This window comes from Enterobacter sp. GD03975 (genome assembly GCF_029838645.1).
GTDB classification, from domain to species: domain Bacteria; phylum Pseudomonadota; class Gammaproteobacteria; order Enterobacterales; family Enterobacteriaceae; genus Enterobacter; species Enterobacter quasihormaechei.
This window is the reverse complement of the sequence record NZ_JAOBZC010000001.1, coordinates 659,491-681,375: the sequence shown is the minus strand read 5'-3', so window position 1 is coordinate 681,375 and position 21,885 is coordinate 659,491. Positions and strand designations below refer to the sequence as shown.

At 51.8% G+C, this 21,885-nt stretch carries 23 protein-coding genes and 1 pseudogene; all 24 read left to right on the top strand.

Features of this window, described 5'->3' with window-relative positions:
• Positions 1–42 precede the first annotated feature (42 nt).
• The 24 genes and pseudogenes from N5C09_RS03175 to N5C09_RS03060 all read left to right on the top strand — a co-directional run bounded on the left by N5C09_RS03175 (position 43) and on the right by N5C09_RS03060 (position 21,744).
• The gene (locus tag N5C09_RS03175) at positions 43–1,422 is read left to right on the top strand and encodes a phage portal protein (RefSeq protein ID WP_279748471.1); all 1,380 of its coding nucleotides are present in this window, start codon (positions 43–45) and stop codon (positions 1,420–1,422) included.
• Complete coding sequence (locus tag N5C09_RS03170; protein WP_279748470.1) at positions 1,379–2,371, top strand: phage minor head protein; 993 nt, start codon at positions 1,379–1,381, stop codon at positions 2,369–2,371. Before N5C09_RS03175 ends, N5C09_RS03170 begins: the two co-directional genes overlap by 44 nt.
• 98 nt (positions 2,372–2,469) lie before the next feature.
• Positions 2,470–2,820, top strand: a complete 351-nt coding sequence (locus N5C09_RS03165; RefSeq protein ID WP_156171093.1) for a hypothetical protein — start codon at positions 2,470–2,472, stop codon at positions 2,818–2,820.
• A gap of 71 nt (positions 2,821–2,891) precedes the next feature.
• On the top strand, positions 2,892–4,088 hold the full coding sequence (locus tag N5C09_RS03160; RefSeq protein WP_279748421.1) for a DUF2213 domain-containing protein: 1,197 nt from the start codon (positions 2,892–2,894) through the stop codon (positions 4,086–4,088).
• 3 nt (positions 4,089–4,091) lie between these two features.
• Positions 4,092–4,526: a hypothetical protein gene (locus N5C09_RS03155; RefSeq protein ID WP_279748420.1), complete on the top strand. Its 435-nt coding sequence runs from the start codon at positions 4,092–4,094 to the stop codon at positions 4,524–4,526.
• A gap of 9 nt (positions 4,527–4,535) precedes the next feature.
• The gene (locus tag N5C09_RS03150; RefSeq protein ID WP_279748419.1) at positions 4,536–5,633 is read left to right on the top strand and encodes a major capsid protein; all 1,098 of its coding nucleotides are present in this window, start codon (positions 4,536–4,538) and stop codon (positions 5,631–5,633) included.
• A gap of 9 nt (positions 5,634–5,642) precedes the next feature.
• A complete protein-coding gene (locus tag N5C09_RS03145; RefSeq protein WP_279748418.1) occupies positions 5,643–6,008 on the top strand; it encodes a hypothetical protein in 366 nt (121 codons plus the stop codon).
• 2 nt (positions 6,009–6,010) lie between these two features.
• Positions 6,011–6,391 carry a hypothetical protein gene (locus N5C09_RS03140; protein ID WP_279748417.1) on the top strand — a complete coding sequence of 127 codons (381 nt, stop codon included), beginning with the start codon at positions 6,011–6,013 and terminating at the stop codon, positions 6,389–6,391.
• Positions 6,391–6,564 (top strand): hypothetical protein, encoded by a 174-nt coding sequence (locus N5C09_RS03135; protein ID WP_232927093.1) that lies wholly within the window; start codon positions 6,391–6,393, stop codon positions 6,562–6,564. The genes N5C09_RS03140 and N5C09_RS03135 overlap by 1 nt, the downstream gene beginning before the upstream one ends.
• Positions 6,557–6,790, top strand: a complete 234-nt coding sequence (locus N5C09_RS03130) for a hypothetical protein (RefSeq protein WP_279748416.1) — start codon at positions 6,557–6,559, stop codon at positions 6,788–6,790. Before N5C09_RS03135 ends, N5C09_RS03130 begins: the two co-directional genes overlap by 8 nt.
• Positions 6,787–7,137: a hypothetical protein gene (locus N5C09_RS03125; RefSeq protein WP_232927085.1), complete on the top strand. Its 351-nt coding sequence runs from the start codon at positions 6,787–6,789 to the stop codon at positions 7,135–7,137. The genes N5C09_RS03130 and N5C09_RS03125 overlap by 4 nt, the downstream gene beginning before the upstream one ends.
• 2 nt (positions 7,138–7,139) lie before the next feature.
• Positions 7,140–7,604, top strand: a complete 465-nt coding sequence (locus tag N5C09_RS03120) for an HK97 gp10 family phage protein (RefSeq protein ID WP_279748415.1) — start codon at positions 7,140–7,142, stop codon at positions 7,602–7,604.
• The gene (locus N5C09_RS03115) at positions 7,601–7,984 is read left to right on the top strand and encodes a hypothetical protein (RefSeq protein ID WP_279748414.1); all 384 of its coding nucleotides are present in this window, start codon (positions 7,601–7,603) and stop codon (positions 7,982–7,984) included. The genes N5C09_RS03120 and N5C09_RS03115 overlap by 4 nt, the downstream gene beginning before the upstream one ends.
• A gap of 63 nt (positions 7,985–8,047) precedes the next feature.
• Positions 8,048–8,791, top strand: a complete 744-nt coding sequence (locus N5C09_RS03110; RefSeq protein WP_151608477.1) for an Ig-like domain-containing protein — start codon at positions 8,048–8,050, stop codon at positions 8,789–8,791.
• A 57-nt stretch (positions 8,792–8,848) separates the two neighbouring features.
• Positions 8,849–9,520 (top strand): DUF6246 family protein, encoded by a 672-nt coding sequence (locus tag N5C09_RS03105; protein ID WP_045896313.1) that lies wholly within the window; start codon positions 8,849–8,851, stop codon positions 9,518–9,520.
• A 12-nt stretch (positions 9,521–9,532) separates the two neighbouring features.
• Positions 9,533–12,436, top strand: a complete 2,904-nt coding sequence (locus N5C09_RS03100) for a tail protein (tape measure) (protein ID WP_279748413.1) — start codon at positions 9,533–9,535, stop codon at positions 12,434–12,436.
• Positions 12,436–12,933, top strand: a complete 498-nt coding sequence (locus tag N5C09_RS03095) for a hypothetical protein (protein ID WP_016245414.1) — start codon at positions 12,436–12,438, stop codon at positions 12,931–12,933. Before N5C09_RS03100 ends, N5C09_RS03095 begins: the two co-directional genes overlap by 1 nt.
• Positions 12,933–13,403 (top strand): hypothetical protein, encoded by a 471-nt coding sequence (locus N5C09_RS03090; protein WP_279748412.1) that lies wholly within the window; start codon positions 12,933–12,935, stop codon positions 13,401–13,403. The genes N5C09_RS03095 and N5C09_RS03090 overlap by 1 nt, the downstream gene beginning before the upstream one ends.
• Positions 13,404–13,412: 9 nt before the next feature.
• On the top strand, positions 13,413–13,805 hold the full coding sequence (locus tag N5C09_RS03085; RefSeq protein ID WP_279748411.1) for an NlpC/P60 family protein: 393 nt from the start codon (positions 13,413–13,415) through the stop codon (positions 13,803–13,805).
• Positions 13,792–16,269 carry a host specificity factor TipJ family phage tail protein gene (locus tag N5C09_RS03080; RefSeq protein WP_279748410.1) on the top strand — a complete coding sequence of 826 codons (2,478 nt, stop codon included), beginning with the start codon at positions 13,792–13,794 and terminating at the stop codon, positions 16,267–16,269. Before N5C09_RS03085 ends, N5C09_RS03080 begins: the two co-directional genes overlap by 14 nt.
• A gap of 55 nt (positions 16,270–16,324) precedes the next feature.
• Positions 16,325–18,382 (top strand): hypothetical protein, encoded by a 2,058-nt coding sequence (locus N5C09_RS03075; RefSeq protein ID WP_279748409.1) that lies wholly within the window; start codon positions 16,325–16,327, stop codon positions 18,380–18,382.
• A 124-nt stretch (positions 18,383–18,506) separates the two neighbouring features.
• The gene (locus N5C09_RS03070; RefSeq protein WP_063451568.1) at positions 18,507–19,799 is read left to right on the top strand and encodes a WzyE family oligosaccharide polymerase; all 1,293 of its coding nucleotides are present in this window, start codon (positions 18,507–18,509) and stop codon (positions 19,797–19,799) included.
• A 364-nt stretch (positions 19,800–20,163) separates the two neighbouring features.
• Positions 20,164–20,510, top strand: a pseudogene (locus N5C09_RS03065) (LexA family transcriptional regulator).
• A gap of 232 nt (positions 20,511–20,742) precedes the next feature.
• Positions 20,743–21,744: an acyltransferase family protein gene (locus N5C09_RS03060; RefSeq protein ID WP_279748408.1), complete on the top strand. Its 1,002-nt coding sequence runs from the start codon at positions 20,743–20,745 to the stop codon at positions 21,742–21,744.
• The last annotated feature ends 141 nt before the right edge of the window (positions 21,745–21,885 follow it).

Below are 21,885 nucleotides of genomic sequence, written 5' to 3'. Positions count from 1 at the left end.
TTCCTCGTTAATGCCCTTGCTGATGCTTTAGGGCGGCAGCGCATGCTGTACGCGGGCCAGCCGGGAAATACCAAACGCACAAAGTTGTGGGATGAGTTCGGTTATCCAAATAGTCTCGAGTTCGACCGCTACTACCGGGCCTATGAGCGCAACGCGGTGGCGTTTGCCGCCGTTCATAAGCTTCTTGATTCGTGCTGGGTTGATAATCCGACGATCATCGACGGCGACGACGGAAAGGAGTCAACCGAGACAACGGAATGGGAGAAGTCAGCTACTAAATTGCTGAAGAAACACTGGCCGAAAATTAAGGATGCGGATCGCCGTAACTTGGTTGGCCGGTACTCGGCATTGCTGATTCAGTTCCGGGACGGAAGAGAGTGGAGTGAGCCGGTAGACAGGTCGGTGGTGGCACGGTTGAAAGACAAGGCCATTGTTAAGCTGATCCCCGCGTGGGAATCCCAGATCAAGCCAGGCAACTTCGATACCGACACGCTTTCAGAAACTTATGGCCAGCCAGTTTCGTACAACTTCAACGAGCAGCCAGTTGGTGATGATGGTACGTACGGCCCGGTGCGAGGCGTTACCGTACACCCCGAGCGAATCATCATCCTTTGCGAAGGTTCAGAAGACGAGAACATGCTCTCTGGCGTGCCTTTCCTGCGCGCGGGCTACAACAAACTTCTCGACCTTGAAAAGGTATCGGGTGGTAGTGCCGAAGGGTTCCTGAAGAATGCCAGTCGCCAGCTCGGGATTGCGTTCGACAAAGAAACCAACATTGCGAACCTGTCAAAGCAAGCCACAGACGCTGGCTACAAAGACCTGGGCGAAGCGCTCAACGACAAAGTCGCCAAGATGAACCGTGGCACTGATTCTGCCCTGGTAATGCAGGCCGGCACGCCGTCGGTGCTTTCTGTTGCAGCTGCCGATCCATCCCCGACTTGGACAGTAGCAGCCAACGAGTTTGCATCTTCGATTCAGTGCCCGTTCACCATACTGTTTGGTCAGCAGACGGGGCGCCTTGCCTCAGATGAGGACAAAACAGACTGGGCGAAGCGCTGTAACGGTCGCCGCTGGGGATTCCAGTCGACGGTTATTGAGAGTGTGCTTGAGCGCTTCTGGACAGTAGGTGTCATTGACCCGCCTACGTCCGGAGAGGTTACGCTGGCATGGTCTGATCTGCTCGCGCCGAGTGAGAAAGAGAAGATTGCCAACATGCAGGCAATGGCTGTCGTGGCGAAAGATACCCAACAGGCATACGGCACTCCGGCAGTGGATGAAAACGAAATCCGCGCAGTTGGTGAGCTTGAGCCTCGCAAGGTCGTGCAGCCACCTAACCCTGATTTAAAGCAAACCGATAAGGATCCGCTGACAGATGATGATGACAGCGCAAACCAGAATCGGGACGCCAATCGTACCGCGTAATAAAGCTGACCCGACGCAATCATCGCGGCAGGTCAGTCGGATGTTCAACGATATCGAAGATCGGTATCTGAACATCAAGCGCAGGCTTAAGGCTCTGTTTGAGCTGCGGCTGACAGGGCAGCAACGTGAGGCGAACGCACAGCAGTCCTGGATGATGTGCAACAACGAGGGCGCAGAACCTTCGCTGTATCAAGTCAATGCCGGTAAGTTCGTCTATGACATGACAGCTGCTGAATTGGCCGATCTGCTCCAGGTGGTGCAGTCGATTCTTGATGATGAGCTTCTTGAAGGCGGCAGCCAGAACCTATGGGCGATGGACTACGTCATTGCGGAATATAACCGCGGCACGCTAAACGCCTTCACCAACCTGTCGGTGCAGTCGCAGGCGTACGCCAGTCAGACGACGCTCCAGCAGCTTTTAAGCAGCCTCGGCTACTTGAACCAGATAGCGGCGGCAAGACTGACAACGTTCAGTGACTGGAAGGTCATCAGCGATACAGCCCGCGGCGACCTGGCCAACATCATCACAGATGCGGTAGCGCGAGGGGTGAATCCTCGAGAGACGGCCAGCCTCATCAGTAAGCGCCTCGATGTGTCTATGTCGAAGGCGAAGAACATTGCTCAGACCGAGCAGGTCGGCGCGCTGCGTGAAGCTCAATGGAATGAGACGGACTGGGCTTCCGAGAGGCTCGGGCTGAATACTGGTCTTCTCCATCTTTCTGCGCTGAAGCCTACCACCAGGACAACGCACGCATTCTGGCATGGAAAGGTCAGAACCGTGCAAGAGGTGCGCGACTGGTATGCAGTAGATGGTAATAAATACCACTGCTATTGCGGCCAGATCCCGGTGCTGCTCAACGACGATGGAAGCATCTTCAATGAGGGGTTAGCGGATAAGTTGGCTAAAGAGCAAAAGCAATGGAAAACTGATATCGCCAGATATAATTAGTTGATACGGTGTTATTGACACTTAAATGGTGTTGTGTGATATTTAGTTTGAGCCAGTAAGTGGCTCATAACTTAATTTACAAAACATTAGGGTATATCATGTCAAATCATCGCTTATCCGCATCCCACACAGCAAAACTGATTGTTCTCAATGCCTATTTTTATGGGCAGGAAAAAGATAAACATATTTCGCGATACAAGATCTCGAAAAATACTCTTCGCGCTATGTCTGGCCGGAGCTCTATCCGTGCTTCTTTCCTTTCTGAGCTTGACTACGAGCTCGCAGAATTAGGTTGGATGCTGGTTGAAAACCATGATGACGATTTATGTTTCATGGTTATGGCTACAACAGGCAACTGGGCAAAGCTGAGTTCTCGGAGATTGAGCACCCTGATAGATGAAGGTGCGGATAGTATTGATAAAGCCTATGAAAATCATATAGAGCTTTAAAGCCATAAATTCTGACAAGGTCGCCACGGCGGCCTTTTTTATTACTCAAAATCCACCAATGAGGACCCAGCATGAAACGCAACCGCGTTAACGTGCTGACCGTCGTCAACTCCGCTTCAAACATCACCACTGAAACCATCGACGGCAAGCCACATATCGTGGTTCGCGGCATCACGCCTGTCGTGGACGATATCGTGATGAACCGGAAGTTGTACCCGGCAGCAGAAATCGAAAAGGCTTACAACACGCTCGAGCGTAACCCGATGCCGCTGGGCCACCCGAAAGTGGACGGCAAGCATGTGTCGGCGCGTGATGTCCGGGCGGTGAACGAGTACCACGTCGGGGCCTGGCTACAGAACGTCAGCCACAAAGACGGGAAGGTGATGGGCGACATGTGCGTTAACCGCCAGTACGCCGAGTCGAGCGACAAGGGCAAGCGCCTGATCAACCGCCTGGATGAGATGCTAGCCGGCACCAACTCTGACCCGATTCACATCTCCACAGGACTGCTCTATTCCGGTATCGCCGCCAACGGCGAATCGAAGGGCAAGAAGTACAACGAGATCGCCACAAACATGATGTTTGACCATGTGGCTGTGCTGCTTGATGAGCCAGGCGCCGGTACGCCGGAAGAGGGGGTTGGCATCTTCGTTAACGCTGAGGGTGATGAAGTCGAAATCGAGGTCGTCAATCTCGAAGATTCTACCACCCCAGACCAGCAAGACCCCGCGTTCAAAACATTTTTCAACCAGCTAAAGGCGTTTTTCGGCGCCAACAGCGATTCAACCCAGAAGGAAACAGACCCGATGAAAGAGCTCATCGTTAATGCGCTGAAGGCCAAAGGTAAATCGGTTGACGGTAAAACCGATGCCGAACTGATGGACGCATATAACCAGATGCTGGCAGAAAACGCCGACAGCAAAGAAGAAACGCCTGAAGAGAAGTCCGCACGTGAGAAGAAAGAAGCGAATGACAAGAAGGCTAAAGAGCAAGCTAACAACAGTGAAGAGATGCCAGCGTGGGCGAAAGTCCTTACTGAGCAGGTCACCGCACTTAACAGCCAGATCAATGCCAACTCTGACAAAGCGAAGGGCGAAAAGCGCGCGGCTGTGAAGCTGGCGATGAACATGAGCGATGAAGAAGTCGCAGATCTGGACGGTAAGGCACTCGACGCCATGTATGCCAAGTGCCAGACATCTTTTGGTCTGAACGGTGCATTCCGCCATCAGGCTACTAACACCCAATCAGTCAGCGAAATGCCGGAGTAAAAAATGGCTAAAGACGGAAAGCATATCATCCACGCCGGCGGCGTGTTCCCTAATCCGCTTCTTAACCGTGAAGGCGCAGCTGCGGCATCAACCCCTCCTGGAACCATTGGCTTCTTCAGCACAACGGACAAATTCACGGCCTCTGTTGATGGTAATGAAGCTGCAATTCTCTACGTGGCCAACAAAGACTATCTGCGCTGCCTGTCAGTGGATGACCCTATTCCTGCTGGCGAGTTGGTGGTAGGCATTCAACCTCTGCCCGGCATGTTCTTAAACGTTCGTGCAGCAGCCGGTACCTACACGAAGGGGCAAGCGCTCTCGATTGCAAACGGCCGAGTCAAAGTGGCTGCTGGCGACGAGTCGGTTCGCTGCTACGTCGAGGAAGATAAATCATACACAACGGCAGCAGGCGATCTGCTTCGTGTCGTAATTAAGTAAGGAGCAGATATGTTTGTATTCTCCAAGTCTATCGGTGAGAAGACCGGTAACCTAGCGGTAAATCAGGCGCAATGGCGCGCCCTCGAAGCTGAGCGAAATGCCAGCGCACAGGCAGCTGCTGATTTTCTGGCGCGCACTCAGTTTCGTGGCGATGCAGAAAATGCGCCTTATCTCGATGCTGTGAACGCTGTTGACGATATCCGCCGCCTCTATCGCGCTTTCGATACAACCGTGTTGCAGCAGTTCGAGCCGAATACAGAGTTCACCCTGCTGAACGATCTGATGCCGTTGTCCCGCTCAGTTCGCATCGAACAATCCCGTTACGATTACGCTCGTACCGGCGGTCGCGGCTGGGCTCACACTTCCATGTCCGGGCAGGTCGGTGCGGCACTCGATGCCCGCAGCTATTCCTTCGACGGCACCATGGTGCCTATCCACGACTCTGGCTTTAAGTTCGAATGGCGTGATCCGATCTTCAACAGCCCGCAGGCATTGCAGTCGCAGTCGGATGCTCAGCGTGGTTCTGTAGAAGATGTACAGCGTCGTTACGTTGACTACATTTTCAACGGCTTCCGCGATAAGGCTGGCAACTTTGCAGTATTCGACGGCCTGACCTGGAAAGGGCTGCGTGACGATGAGCGTGTAGCACAGATCGACCTTGGCGCTTCCGGCCTTAACATCGACTTCACCTCTGGCACAGCAACGTCTCAGGCTATCCGCGCCGGGGCAATCGCGCTTCGTGATCAGATGCGTCGCGTAAACAACCAGTATGCAGAGCAGACCTGGTATGTATCCGGCGAAATCATCTCCAACCTGGAACGCTACTTCTCCGACAACTTCCAGTCCGGAACGATCATGGATGAAATCCTGAAGCTGACCGGCGTTGCGGCGATTAAAGAAGACAGCCAACTGTCAGGTAACGAAATCGTCATCGTTCCGCTGTCTGCTGGCGTCATTGCTCCAATCGTCGGCCAGGCTATCGGTACCGTTGCATCTCCGCGTCCTGAGTACAACAGCGACTACATCTGGCGCACCTGGGGTGCAATGGGGTTGATGGTCAAGCAGGACATCAACAACAAATACTCCGTAATTCACGCATCAAGCTAAGGATAAATCATGGCACTGGTAGAAATCGTGGCAAGCAACCTGCACGCCGGTGCCAACCTCCGCAAACTGGAGGTTGGTTCGGTGGTGGATGTGGATGATGCAACAGCTGAGCGCTGGATCAGCACAGGCAAGGCGAAGGATACCGACAAGAAGAAAGGCGAGAAGCTTACCTTCGAAGTGGCTACTCCTTCAGCTCCTGCGACAAATCTGACGGCCCTTCAAAAGCAACTCGCCGACGCACTGGAGCAGAACCAAAAGCTAATCGCCGATGGTGAAGCAAAAGACAAGGATCATGCCGACGCACTGGCAGCAGAAGCAAAACGTGCTGACGAAGCCGAAGCAGCACTGGCGGAAGCAATCAAGAAGGCGAAATAACCATGGCTGACCCAATCACAGCGGCAGACGTGCAGGCGTTCCTCGGTGAATTGGGTTACTCCATCCCGGGCGCGCTGCTGGATCCGATCCTCTGCGTGGTGAACAAGATTATTCCGTGCCTCGATGGTGCTGGGTATGACGAGTGCACCGCGAAGCTGATCCTGATGTACGCCGCAGCGCTTATGGCTACGTCGTCCGGCGCGCGCCGAATCAAATCGCAGGGGGCGCCGTCTGGCGCGTCCCGCTCGTTTGAATATGGCGACGACAGTATTACCTGGCTGCGTGACTCGCTGGCCCGGCTTGATACCAGCGGTTGCACCGGTGAGTTGCCGATCAGCGCAGGTAATGGCGTCGGCCTGTTCATGGTGGTCGGGGGCTGTTGATGACGTACAAATCAATAACTGAAGGCAAGCCGAAGCCGCTCACCCGCGTATGGGTCGAAACCGATACCGGGCGGGAGACTACTGGCTACGTGAAATCGAATGGCGAGTGGCATATCAACTGCGCGCGCATCCGGGCGACTGGCGCGAAGGTGTTGAGGTGGAAAGATGGCTGAACGATACGATGTGCATGCCTTTAAGTGCGAAGACAACTGGTCGCTGTTCATCTGGATAAACGACTCCGGCATTAAGTTTATTGGCCGCCATGCTGAAACTTACGAGAAAGCCAAAGCTGACTTTCTGGAGCAGGCTGATGCTAAGCGCATTGCCAGTCAATCAGGCTCGATGCGGCCTCTTGATGATTTCAAAATCGTTGAGAAGGTGGAGGCATTCACTCTATGAGCAGTGTTGCCAACTGGTCTTACACCGCCACGGCGACCATCTGGCGAAAGCTGGAAGGCAATGACGAATACGGCGATCCTCTGGGCTATGCCGAACCTGAGCAAATCCTCTGCGATTACGAGGGCGGGCTCAGCAAGAGATTAGCCAACCTTGGCGCCGAAATAGTGGTGAAGAACACCGTCTGGACGGAGTTCGCGCTGGCATCCGCTGGTGATTATCTTCTGATTGGCGTGTCTGCCGAAGCTGATCCGGTTGTCGCCGGTGCCGACGAGGTGAGGCAGGTTATTCGCTACGCCGATACGTTCGAGCGCCTGGCGGATGATTACGCCATCCTGACCGGAGTGTAGCCATGGGCATAAAAGTGAAGGGCATCAGCCAGGCGAAGAAGCACCTGAACGATGTCATCAACGACGTTAAGGGCCGTAAGGTAATTCGCGCGTTGCAGTCGGCGATGATGCTTATCGGCACCCGGGCGGCATATTACACCCCTATCGACAGCTCCACGCTGATTAACAGCCAGTTTTGGGAAATCGACGCTGGTGGCGTGCTCATCACCGGACGCGTCGGGTACTCAGCCAACTATGCTGCTTACGTGCATGAGGCGTCAGGCAAACTGAAAGGTCAGCCGCGCGCGCACTTCGGTGTGACCAGTAACCGGTCTGAGTTCGGCCCGCAGAAACCGAAAGAATTCGGTGGCGGGACAGGAAAGGGCAACTACTGGGATCCGCATGGTGAGCCGCAATTCCTGACCAAAGGCGCAAATGACGAGCGCGATAACGTTGATGCGGTGATGCGCAAGGAGCTTTCGCTATGACACCCATGATGCACGAGCGGGTGCGCAACATGTTCGGAGACGCCGGGCTAACGACCGGCTTCACGGTGCAGCAGTTGATGTACGACGACCCGGGCGACTTGTCGAAGGCGATCATGGTATTCAGGCCAAACGGCGGGTCGAATATTAGGACTGGCCTCGGCTCTGAGTACCACGTCCTCGTCGACGTCGTCGGCGCGAAGGACAAGCGCAAAGACGCGCTCAATGCTGTGCAGCGTATCGTCGACTACGTCCAGTCCAACCCCATGGCTGACGAGTGCGTCGGCTACATCCAGAACATGGGCGCAATCCCCGCGCCTGTGCTCACAGAAGAAGGGCGAATAGTCTTCCGACTCCAGTTCGCCTGCACTTACGGCGAATAGCCATTCCCAACCAAATAACCCGCTCCGGCGGGTTTTCTTTTATACGTCAAAGAGGAGTTTCACATGGCTAATTGCCAGAACTCGAACGAGCGCCTGTTCGGCGGTGCGGTCGTGCTGGAAGTCGCAGATGGCTGCCCGGACGTCAAACCACTCGAAGGTGAGTGGATGGCGCTGGCCGCTGGTACGTCGAAGGGCTTCGACTTCAACCCGAACTCGGTTACCTCTGATGCGGATGACGGCGGCGGCTATGTCGAGACCATCATCACCAACAGTGACTTCACCCTGAGCTTTGAGGGCGAAGTGCGAAAGAAGGACAAACTGGATCAGTACGGTGTCGGCAAATTCATCAAGTATTTCGCTGACGAGCTGAAGGCCAAACGTCAACCCGGCATCTGGGTGCGCATGGACTACGGCCCGGTCGAATTCGTCGGCTACATGAACATCACGGCGCTGAGCTCTGACGGTGGCACCAACGACATCGTCACGTTCTCCACCGAGTTCAAAGTCGGCGATGCAACCACCATCGAAGTGAACGAACTGACTGCGGTTGCGGTGACTGGCGTGACGGTAACCCCGACAACCAGCACCGGCACGGCAGGCGGTACGAGCACCTTCACGGTGAACATCGCGCCAACCGGCGCTACCAACAAAGACTTCACTGTAGCGACTACCGATGCGACCAAAGCAACGGCAACCGCCTCAGGCAACACCGTTACCGTGACGCGTGTCGCCACCGGCAGCGCGCAGATCATCATCAACACCGAAGACGGCAACTTTGTGGCCGTGCATACGGTTACCGTTACCTAACGGACATTCCAAAGGGCGGCGTGCTGCCCTTGATAATGACCGTTTACTGGAAGGCCTATGACCGCTTTAACCGATATTGGCGAACTCTCTATCAGCGACAGCCGCGAAGGCGGGAAAGATTACCTTCTACGGCCTTCATTCGAGGCTATGACCAGGATCGGCACTCCGCAAGAGATTGTGCAGGCATACGCCACCATCCACGGCAATGATGTCGCTCAGCTCATTGAGGTTTGCGCTGGCACGCTGGGGCGCTTTCCTGAATGGCTGTCTCCTTCTTTCAACCGCGCCGCTGAGAAACTTTTATCAACGTGCATGCTGGTGCTGCAATCGTGCTGCGATGACGACCTGGCGCCAATGATAGGCGAGTGGAAGGGGTGGCGGCACTGCGTCGTATACCGGCCGGGCAGATTGCCAAAGAACGACATTATCGTGCTGGCGCAGCACCTCATGCAGCACGGCATCGTTGGGAAAGCCAAGTTTCGCCAGTTGCAGCGCCATGAAACAGGCGAGCGCACTACAGAGTTTAAAGCATTCGACTACATTAGCGCAGCTCGTAGCCACTTCGGCATGAATCGCGCCGAAGCCTCGCAGTTAACGATGACCGAATTTCAGATGCTGCTGGCGGCAAAATACCCGGACCAGAAAGGCTTCACTCGCGATGAATACGACAGCATCGCTGACGAATACCTGGCTAAACAGGCCGCGCGCAGGGCAAAAGCAAAGCAATAACCGGAGAATGACATGGCAGGTGAGAAGAACGCCGGTAGCATCGTTTATGAAATCAGCGCCGACGTTGAGCCGCTGTTACAAGGCGGCAAACAGGCCATTGATGCTCTGGATAAACTGGATGCTGCGGCTCAGCAGTCCGGAAAGGGCATGGATAACCTCGACGAGAGCACCTCACAAACCGGGGCCGCGTTTACAGAACTGGCTGGATATGCCAACTCCATGGACAACCAGCTGCGCAAGCTGAACACCAACGTGAGTGGCATTGCCCGCGCTATGGAAGAGGCCCGCAGCGGCACAGGCGGCGCGAGCAGTGAATTCAGCCGAGCCGAATCCATCATCGAGGCGCTTGGCAACCAGTTGGCGGTGCTTGACGAGGCGCAGGAGAATGGCGCGCGCAGTGCTGCCGTCCTTGCTGCACAGCTCCGCGCCGGGTCGAAAGCGACAGACGAAGAGAAGCAGAAGATCGGTGAGTTGACCGGGCGACTCTTCGACATGAAAAGTGCTGCTGATTCTTCCATGGGCAGCAACAAAGGCTGGAAGTCCAGCATGCAGCAGGCCGGTTACCAGGTGCAGGACTTTATCGTACAAGTCCAGGGCGGGCAGTCTGCATTGGTAGCATTCGCCCAGCAGGGCTCGCAACTCGCTGGCGCGTTTGGTCCAGGCGGCGCGGTAGTTGGCGCAGTGATCGCGCTGAGCTCTGTCATCGCTGGCGTGCTGATTACATCGCTTAACGGTGGAAAGAACGCCATGGACGCGCTGAAAGATGCAGCCGAAGCGATGGATAAGGTGATCACCATTTCCCAAAATGGCGTGGCCGCTCTGTCTGATAAGTACGCGAACCTGGCAAGAACAAACGCCGAGGCGGCAACCATCCTGAGAAATCAGGCAATGATTGAGTACAACGCTGCCATAGCGAAGATCCCTAAATCCATCAATGATGCTTCCAGTTCTATCGTTGGATTCACCGACAAGTTGAAGACTTCTTTCGTTGGTGGTATTGCCTCCATCGATGAATTCAACAAAAACCTTTCTACAGTCGGGGCAACAGCTGACAACTACTCGGCAGCCATGGAGCAAGCAAGGGACGCCGGGGCAAAGTTCACCGTTAACGCCAACGCGATCCAGAACACAGTAACCACGCTTGCGGATAAATTTGGCGTGTCTGAGCAGCGCGCATTCGAGCTAAGCAAGCAACTCTCTGATGTGGCGAACAATCCAACGCCTGAAGCACTACAAAGGCTCGTCCTTGAACTTCAGAGCACAGAGAGTTCGACAAAGTCAGGTGCTGATGCAATAAGGACGTTCCTTGGCCCGCTGACGGAACTCGTTCGAGTAGCTGGCGAGGCCCAGATCAATCTCTCCGGAATGAAAAAAGAGGTCGACAATCTTACCTCAGGGCAGAAGAACCTTATAAAGCAGTCAGAACGCAATCTGGCACTGTCTAAGCTCCAGGGTGAGGCCCGCGCGCGGTTGCAGGCGCAATACGCAGCCGAAGATGCAGGATTTGCTAAGGATGATCCACACACCAAGCAGATGCAGGACGATGCTGCTGCCACGTTCAAAAACACGCAGGCGCAGAAAACATTTCAGTCAGAGCAAAAGAAAGGCGCCTCCCAAGCTGATTCTATTGCTCAAAAACTTGCTAACCTCAAACAGCAGTCAGAGCTCGCTGCCGACTCAACCAATAATCTGAGTCGCGAGCAGGCGATCCTGAATGCGCAGCAGTCTCTTGGAAAAGGAGCCACTAAAGGACAGATCGCGCTGGCTGGGCAGTACGCGGCGGCAAAATGGGATACGGTCAACGCACTCAAAGCACAAGCCGCAGCCGAGAAACTCCTGCCAGAAGCGCGCGAAAATGCAAGCTATAAGCAGGATGTTCAGGATCTGAATACTGCTCTGGCTGCTAAGAAAATTAGTCAGGAGAAGTTCAATCAGACATCTGAAAGACTCGAGGCCACACACCAGGCAAACCTCGCAAAAATCCGCGCGCAGCAGGCGGTGACGCCACAGCAAGAGGCAGTTGCACAGGTTGATCCAGTGCAGCAATTAGCTAATCAGCATGCACAGCAACTGGCCCTTATCCAACAGTTCGAGCAGCAGGGGTTATTAGCTCACCAGAATGCATTAGCCCTTAAAAATGCTGCCGATACGCAGTATGAGCAGCAAAGAACCGCTGCACAATGGGAGCTTCTTAGCCAGCAGAGTCTGGGGTACAGCATGCTGACAAGTGCAGTAGATGCGTTTTCAGGCAATGCATCCAATGCGTTAACCGGGCTGATCACCGGAACGATGTCAGCGCAGGATGCTATGCGTTCACTCGGGAATACGATGCTGAACAGCGTGGTAAATGCGCTAGTCCAGGTTGGGGTTGAGGCTCTCAAAAACTTCATTATCGGTCAGACATTGGGCGCAGCTTCTACCGCTGCTTCTGTCGGTATGGCTACCACGACGGCGGCCGCATGGGCTCCAGCCGCAGCGCTGGCCAGCCTGGCATCCTTTGGCGCAAACTCAGCGCCTGCGATGGCTGGTATTGCATCTACCGTTGGGCTTGCTCAAGGTCTGGCTTTGGCTGGGGCCAGATACAATGGCGGACCTGTGTCAGCGGGAAGCATGTATCAGGTCGGTGAGCGAGGGAAGCCTGAGATTTACCAGGCCAGCACCGGTAAGCAGTACATGATACCGGGCGACAACGGCAGGGTGATCAGCAACAAGGAGATGAATGCCGGCGGAGGTGGAGGGGTGGTAATCAACATCCAGAACTACACGTCATCCTCGGTCGATGCGCAGGCAGGTACGGATGCTAATGGTGGAGTGACTGTGGATGTAATTGTCGCTGACCTGAACAACGGCGGGCCAATTAGTAACGCCATTACCAGCAACATGAACGTTAAACGCACGCCAAGAGGGCAGGGCTGATGCCAATTATCGACTATCCCGACTGGCTGCCGCTGGCGCAGAAGGCCAGCAAAAACATGACGCTCGATACCGGGTTCCAGACCGATCAGCCAGCGGTCGGCCCGGCTATCTTCGAGAATCAAACCGACGACCTGAAAGTGACCTGGTCACTGACGTGGATCTTCACTCTGGCGCAGGAACGCGCTTTCCAGCAGTGGCTACGCAGCCCGAACTATCTCAACCGGGGCCTGAACTGGTTCCGGATGAATATCAATCTGGGCGGTAGTGGCCTGCAATTGCAGGAGCTTCACTTCACGCAGATGCCAGTCCAAACCAGTATCGACGGCGGGGTAGTGACCTGGACGGGGACCGTTATTGCGAACCACCTCTATAACGCTGACGACGAGTTCGACGATATCATTGTTGAACTTCCGCCGCCGTGGGATTCGTGGCTGGATATCGTTGTTACAGGTTATCCTGACGGGCGCGACCCGGAATCTTTACCGAGAGTGCCGTGATGCCTACCTTCAGAGCTTATAAGCAGCAGCGCCCGACGCGCGGACTGTACGACACCATCACGTTCTACCATCCATCCTTCGGCTATGTCCGCCTGGTCGATAAGCAGTTCTTCCCCAAGACGCTTGGCGGACAGGCGTACACGCCGGCGCGATTTGAAATCGAAGAGAGCCAGCAGAGCGGTACGCCGGTGATCGACGCGACGGTGAAGTTAGGGCGGCTGTCGTCTGACATCAAAGCGCTGATGAAGCAGTGGAAGGGGGCGGCCCGGCTAACAGCTATCACGGCCACCCGGCAGATCTTCGACAGCGGCGACGTGTCTGTACCGATTAAGTCCTGGCAGTTATACGTCAAGACCGTCGATATCGATGCCGACGCCGCGTCTGTCACCCTGTCTGTGACCAACCCGCTCAATAATAATATTGGAAAATTATACGATCCCCGCGAATACACTGGACTCCAGTACCTATAAGGAATCCGCATGACTAAAGATGAATTTATCCGGCGGGTTATCGGAGTACCGTGGGCTAACCGGGCCTGCTCGTTCGAGAAAGTCGACTGCTGGGGCTTGTGCGTGTTGTATTACCGCAATGTCCTCGGCATTGAGTTGCATCAGACGCCGGATTACGAAGCCGGGGCCGACTTCTTCACCTGCTATGAGGGTGACGTCGTTTTCTGGCGCCAGGTCGATAAACCTGTCGATGGCGGGATATTTGTCGGGTACCGCGGCGTGCAACCGGCGCACGTTGGGCTGGTGGTTAACAGGCAGGCGCTGCATTCACGCGGCGAGAACGGAAGCGTACGCATGGACTCGTTGCTGGTCATTCAGCGGGCATTTACCAAAGTGGAGTTTTTCGAATATGGCGCTGGTTGAAATATCGAACTTTCCAGGAACGCCTAAGCTGCGTTGCAGGGTGCCAAACGGCACTCTTTTTTATGACTGGCTGGCGGCCAATGACGCTACTTTCCACCGCGACCTGCTGATCGCCCGCAATGGTGTGAAGCTGGGCGACGATGACGAACTGGCGTTTGAGCTGAGTGAGCTGGACCATATCCAGATTTTCGACCAGCCAAAGGGTATTGTCGGCGACATCCTGAGCCCGATCTTTAAAGTGGTGGGCCAGGTGTTTTCGTTCCTGGCGCCGAAGCCGGCAATCGCGAACAACGGCGGTAATACCGTCGACTCACCGAACAATAGCCTGACCGGTCAGACAAACACGGCGCGCGTATATAAAGCCAAGCCGGATATCTACGGCCAAATCCGTTCTTTCCCGGATCTGATTCAGGAATCGGTATTTGAATACGTTCACCAGACGTCTACTGACGGCGGACTGAAGTACGTTACCGAGTGGATGTGCATCGGGATTGGCAAGTACGACTACGAGTCCGTGCGCTACTCAGAATCCAGTCTGGGCTCTCTGGCCGGCGCCGAGTTCCAGTTCTTCCAGCCAGGCGAAGTAATCCCTCAGATTGTCGAAGGTTACGGGTTTGATGACGTCGACGGGCAGGAGGTCCCCGGGCAGAACGAAGCCAGCGACTTCCCGATCGAAACAGCAACGGCAAACACGGTTGTCAGCGGAACGTATTCCGGCGGCCAGATAGCGATGAAAATCGTTAAGCAGGCTGAGTTCGACTATTTCATGGGGCTGGTTCTGCCGCACGCGGTGACCTTCACCATCAACGTGACGTACAGCACGGCCTCCGGCACCGTGACTACCGATGCTACATTCTCCGGCACGCTGATCTCCGCCGTTGAAACAAACGACGGCGCGGTTGTTAATCCGGTGCGCTGGTACACGTTTACGATGAACCAGCTGGAGGGTCCGCAGGACATTCCGGCGAACGCGACGATCAACACCACGAAGTTCATCCTGAACGACAATGAAGCGCTGGTAGTGGGTCCGTTCTTTTCCCCGGTCGAGTCAACTCAGCTGTGGCTGCATACTCAGTCCAGCCTCGGCGGGAAGAAAGAGACCAACTGGAAGGTGGTTATCTGGAAGATCGACGACGAGTACAACCAAGTCCCTGGTACGCAGCAGACGTTTACATACAGGCAGACGACGCCGCACCAATCAACCAGCGAAGTCTTCTACCGCACCGACAAAATCACACCGACCGGCGGTTTCGGGAAATACGCGGTCAGCTTCCAGCGCACGGATAACTCAGGCGACGCTTCGCTGCTGAAGGTCGAAGAGATCCACAGCATCAACATCAGGACAAACGTCGTTCACCCGACCGACACGCTGGTACGTGTAAAAGTCCGGGCGACCGAGAATGCCTTGGGCAGCCGTGAGCGCAAATATAACGCCCTGGTTACACGTCATACCATCACGTACGACCTGGACACGCAGGCGGTGGATTACACGCTGCGGCCGTCGCGCTCGTTCGCTGATGCGGTGGCGCATACCTGGTTGATTATGGGTGAACAGCCGGTAAGCAGCATCGACCTGTACGGGCTGTACTCAATCGCCGAAAGCCTGCCTGATGAACGGCTGGGTTACTTTGACTACACGTTTGACGACGAGAACGACTCACTGGGCGACCGCGTGCAGGCGATCTGCAATGCGGCGTCGGTTGTGGCGTACTGGGATGACGGAGTACTGACGTTTACCCGCGATCAGAAGGTTGACTACCCGGCGGCCGTATTCAACCGGGCCAACATGAAGACGGATGAGTACAAAATGACGTACGAGGCCACTCTCCCAGGCGGTTATGACGGCGTGCAGGTGTCCTATGTTCACCCCACAACGAACAACAAGACATACATCAACTACCGCGTGCTGAACGGCACTATCTTAGAACAGGAAGCAGAGAACCCGAACAAGCTCGAGATAGTCGGTTTCCGAAACGAGTACCAGGCGCGCGAGCGCGCGTTGCGCGAAACCAAACGCCTGATCTACTCCCGGGTGAAGATGAACGCCAAAGTGTTTGAGGACGGCATTATCCAGGTCGGAAGCGTCATTCAGATGCCTGACATCTACGACAGCAACCAGCAACAAGGTTACATTACAGGCCGCGCCGGTAATGACTTTGATACCAGCGAGCCGATCACCTTCACCGGTTCGATGTATGTGCTGGTGACAGACAGTCTGGGCAACCCGACCCTGCGCTATCCGGCCACCGCCCGTAGCGACACGAAGTACGGATTCACTGCGGCTATCCCTAACATTCAGCTCAACATATGGAACGGTGACACTGTGCAACTACCGTCGCGCTATCTCATAGCGACGGTGGAGGAACTGGACAGTCAGCTATGGACGGTGAACAGCATCAAACCAAACACAGACAACACTGTTTCACTCACAGTCGCGGAATATAGCGACGCTATTTACGAATAAGCCCATCCCGACCAACCTAACCCGGCCTCGCGCTGGGTTTTTTTATGGAATAAATATGACTACTACACCTACCAATAATCCAGTTCCTAGCGAATCACCAGCTGACTTGAAGTACAACGCCGGGAAAATCGACGAGTTCGCTACCTCTATGGGATGGACTTATACCGATCGCTTCGGCAATAAGCATTATACGATTGAGGGCCTGCGCTGGCTGGCACAGCAGGCTATCTCCCAGTTCGGGTATATCACACTGGACAGCTTCGAGGACGGAAATATCCTCACACTGCCAAATCAAGTTCTACGACTTGAAGCTACCGGCGAATATTATCGTTGGGACGGTTCCTTCCCGAAGGAGGTGCCTGCTGACTCCACTCCAGAATCTACAGGCGGCATCGGTCCAGGGGCATGGTTAAGTGTTGGCGATGCATCTCTTAGAACACAATTGGGAAATAATGATGGGTTCAGATTGCTTGGTGAGTGCCCAGATGTAGCCACCCTCCGTCAAACTGAACCCAAGAGCATTGGCCAGTTGATCCGGGTAAAAAATTACTACTCAGACAAATTTGGTGGTGGAGGAGTCTTCCGCAGCGTTAATCCCGGATCGCTGGTAGATGATGGTGGGCTGTATTTCAAGACATCCGGCGGAGCTGTGTGGCGTAGATGCGTGAAAAACAAACAGGTCAGCACCGAGGAGTATGGATGCTGGGATGGGAATACAGGATCTGACAATTCTGCTCGACTGATGAAAGCATGCGCCTCTGGTCTTGACGTGAAAATGATGGGGGAGAATTACAATGTAGTTAGCATCCCTTCAGATCGCTTCAGCCTTACTGGGAGAATGAAAGCCTCTACTGCTGATTTTTCTACGGCATATGGCCGTACGCTTCTGACACTGACAGGCGCTAATGTCACCTATGACATTGATATCGACATGCAGAACTTTGGGGCTGGTGGATTTCTAAATCTGGGAACCGATACTGTTGGTCTAATCAAAGTATCAAATATTTACGGCGCGAATCGCACGACATATGGCCTACAAAATGCTGTATCAGATGGTGGTATACGCAATAATATGTCAGTTATTGTGCGTAACATTAAAAAAGGAGATAGCGGAGTTGATCCGCAACCTGCGGCATTTACGACTTATGGTTCTAAGGGTTTTTATCCATATGTAGATATTTACGACAGCCAGGGCGGAATCATTGGTAACTCTACAGATGAATCGGTTTTTGGGGAAGTAATTGCCCGTTACGTACACGATAACGGATTTTATGCCCTTGAAAATAGCCGTCAAACAATCGGGACGATGGTTTGTGATAACGTGCTTGGCGAGCCATTTGTTAACGCCGGTGGTATTTGTACTGTAGGAACTATGAAACTTAAAGAATGCCAGGGATTTGGCATAACCTATTCTTACAGTGGGCGCCTGCGTATAGACCACCTAGTGCTGGAACAAACGCTTGTCAGCTCTGCAATGCCTCTGCTTCGCTCTCGTCCAGATAACGTTAATAGCGTTGTCAGCATTGGTAAGATTGAGGGGAGTTTTGTTCTTGGTGGGGTTACGGCCTCTATCTCTAACTCAATGTTTGCCATCACTCAGGGCATTACGGACCTTAACATTGGTGACATGAACGTCACTCTGAACTACGTGACAGGATCCTATTTAGGACTTGGAGATTTCTCTGCGTGTTCTCGTATTGTATTGGGCTCCTGGAACATAACTTTCGTCGACCAGACAGGTACCTTAACGGCATCAAACATTGCCTATTTTTCCCTTCCAACTAATGCGCAGTCGACAGGAAGCAAAATAGGATTACAACGTTATAGCTCATCCTCCGCCACTGTAAGGATGACAAACCTAAGCAACTCCACCATTGAGGTGGCATCTGGTCAGGCAGTTCAGGTTAATGTGTCGGGCGCACCGCTCATAACTTCCGCAATTAGTACGCCATCAAGGGTCTTCCGGGTAACTGCGCTACCAACTGCTGGTAAATGGACAAGCGGTGACATACTAATCCTCATAAGTCCAGGAACAACCATCAAGTATGGTTGGTCATGCTCTCAGTCAGGGGACTTTGCCGGAACGCCGCCAACATTCCAGGTTATAGCGTGAAAAATGAAAAGGCGGCCTATGCCGCCTATCTTTTGATGCGAATTAGGCATGCTTTGACCAGATTTGGCTTTACTTGCAATCGGCATGGGATACAATGCGGTGATTTGCTGTCTGGTGCTTGCAAATGTCAGATTACACATCGATATTTACGTACATATTTCCGATCATATACTTCACTATACTTTTCTTACTTGCTGCTCATTCTTTCATCAGGAACGGGATCAGATTCAAATCTGTAGGTATGATGTTCCTTGTGATAACTCATTTCGTTGGCTATGCGTCTTTACCTTTCCGTGTTGATGCGCTTGTTCCCGCTGAAGTATATATGCCAGTAGAGTATATAAATGATGTTTCACTAAAATCATTCATCGGAATCATAATATTTTATCTGGCATCTCATTTACTATCGCCTAAGCCAAGAGGAATGGCGAGAGGGAAGATATTTTTCGGATCTGCAAACCTATTTGTAGCAATATCATTGTCGGTATCTATCCTTGCAATGATCATCTTCTACATAACCAAAGGTTCATCATTCGACTCAGATAACTACGCATCTAAATTAGGGGAAAATGCGGGAAGCGGCCTTTTGCTTATGCCTATGTCAGCTTTTGTTCCAGCCGTTATTGTCTATAGCTTCACATCTAAATCAAAATATGCATTTGCTAAGTCATGTGGCATTTCTATCCTGTTTGGTGTTGCGTTTTATATACTGATAGGTGGTTCAAGAAACGTAATGTTCTCAGCGTTATTAATGGCAACCTTGATATGCTTCGTAACAGGAAAGATAAATAAATTTAAGTTTCTGATTATTGGATGCATAGGGCTTTTCCTTGTGGCGGCACTCGGGATGCTTCGCTACTCAAACTCCATGTCCAGTTCCGGTGCCGCGCTAAGTCTAGCTATACAGTACCTCACTGACAGCCTCTCTCCAATAAACTACCAGTACGAGGCGGTAAAATACTACGACAATACAACTAATCCTGACGCTGTTGGCGGCATATATTACATGTTTAGTCAGTTTTCGGGGTTCGTGCCGCGCTTCCTTTGGGAGGAGAAGCCAATCGTTACAATGAATAGCTCATACTATTTTACGACGAACATACTGGGTATGAGTAGCGGATTGAACATGGCCTCGACATTGCTAGGGTCATCACTTGTTCTGTTCGGCGGATATTTTTATTGGCTGGCTTATGCGTTATCAGGTCTGGTTGTAAGGACGTTGGATATAATAATAAACAGCAATAAACTTACAGTTATGTCAATAGCAGGTTTCGTAACGGTGCCTTTCACTTTCTTTATGGCACGAGAAAGCCTTGAGCTATTTATGTTCATCTACTTTAAAAACCTAATTGTCGTAAGCTTTGTCTACCTTTTATTCAAAGTGGCCTCATCTATTATCCCAAAGAAAGCCGCTTGACCTATTAATTCACCCCTCAAATATCGAGGGGTGCATCTAACCCCTCATCTTATTAGTTACTTCAAGCGCCAGCCAGGCCGCTATAAGCAGCAAGAATATGGCAACAACCCACTTGTTATCTACAGAGCCGGTGACAAGCAAGCAAACCATTGAGACGCCCAACACTCTGGGTAGGTTTATCCCGTCCTTCATATATCAGTACCTGGCAGCGCAAAGACGAACAGCACAACAGCCATGATGAGTAGCAACTCCATTTTTTTCTCCTTTAAAGAAATCAGTTTACCACATGGTTGAGAATGATCACTTGATCAGTTTAGTCGAGCGATAATACTGTGCTTGCATACAGTTCTATCGGAGGTGAGTTATGGGATTCACAAGTTAAGCAGCTAATTACGTTGAGAACCGCCTTTCGCTTGAACATGTAAGCGTCAGAGAATATCTATCGAGGCGGCATAATGAAAAATGCACTGCTTGTCATCGACTCATCACTAAAGCCTTGTGATGGCTCCTTGCTTGTGTATGAGATGGGGGGAGTTCAAGGTTAAGATTTACCGGACATATCCTCAGCTTCATCTTGAAAACGCGCTAACTGGCAGGAAGTAAAAGCTACCTGGTAACTTCGAAGGGGTAGAGAGTCCGGTGTCTGGAGTAATCACGTACATCATCAACGATGCGAGGACAGGTGAGTCTGATGATTGCCCAGTGATGTGATGAGGCATTGGTGGGCCAAACACAGCACTCGATCTAAGGTGAACTTAGACGACTTATGTTTTCGACGACTTCGACCATCTGATATTTAGTGCGCTCTTGGACCATCCTTGACGATTATGAAAATGTATGTTCGTATCATTGAATACTCTAACCGCAAATCTAATTCTGATATAGTAAAGCCTTTTCAGTAGCACTTGGTTAAATGTTGCACAGAATGAGCGTGAGGATTAAATTGAAAAATAGTGATAGGGTGATGTGGCTTGATGGTGTTCGTGCATGTGCATGCATCATGGTTATAGTATTGCATGTTTCTGCTCAAATGGTTGTGAAGTACAAAACAATGGAGCCAATAAATTGGCATATTGTTAATATGCTTGACTCTCTTGTGCGCTCGTGCGTACCTTTGTTTTTTATGGTTTCAGGATATATATTTTTAAATAATAAAGAAATCAAAATTAAAAACATACTAAGAATAATATATTGTCTTGCTTTTTACAGTTTACTGGCTATTGTTTATATGCTAGCAACCAATAAGTATAACCCCGTAGATAGATTAATGGGTATTTTTGAAAAGCCAGTATTCTATCACTTGTGGTTTTTTTATAGTATGCTATGTTGTTATGTATTATTTAGTTTTGTAAAATGTAGACTTTCTAATAACTATATTGCTTTATTTCTTTTGCTTGCTGTGTTTTTGGTGGTCAATCCGGTTACATATCAAGCGATAGGTTTGTTGGGTGTGCATGTAAAAAGCAGGTTTTTCATTGATGGTTCATTTGTATATTTATTCTTATATGCAATAGCGGGTTGTTTGATTGGTAATGCCAATACAAGAAACCTTGGTGTTATAGCTCCGTTTGGTGTATTCTTAATATCGTCAATAATTACAGCATTTCTTGTTTATTATACAACAAGCGAGACTGGGAGGTTTAATGGCGCATTCTATAACAATAACTCTCCATTTGTTTTTATGGCAGCTGTGGCGATGTATGTTTCAATTAAGAATTATTATGCCGAGAAAGAAGTTGGTAATGTAGTGATATTAATCTCCTCTCTTTCATTGCCAATATATGGTTTGCATGCATTGATTTTAGATTTTTTAATATCCATAGGTCTTATAAATGAAACACGACCTGTAATCACAACAGTGAGCGTTGCTTTTATCGTTCTACTGGCGTCATCATTTGTAGCATACTTTATTAAAAAATATGATAAAAAAGGGTTGGTTAGCTGACGGGTAAAAAGTTTCCTTAATGCGTTCAATTGGTGAATGCTCGATAGCATGAATGCAGAATGGCTGCCAACTGCCACGGCACTGCAACGATGCATGGACTGGTTTTTGAATACGGCACGGTGATTTGGGAAGGAAATTACA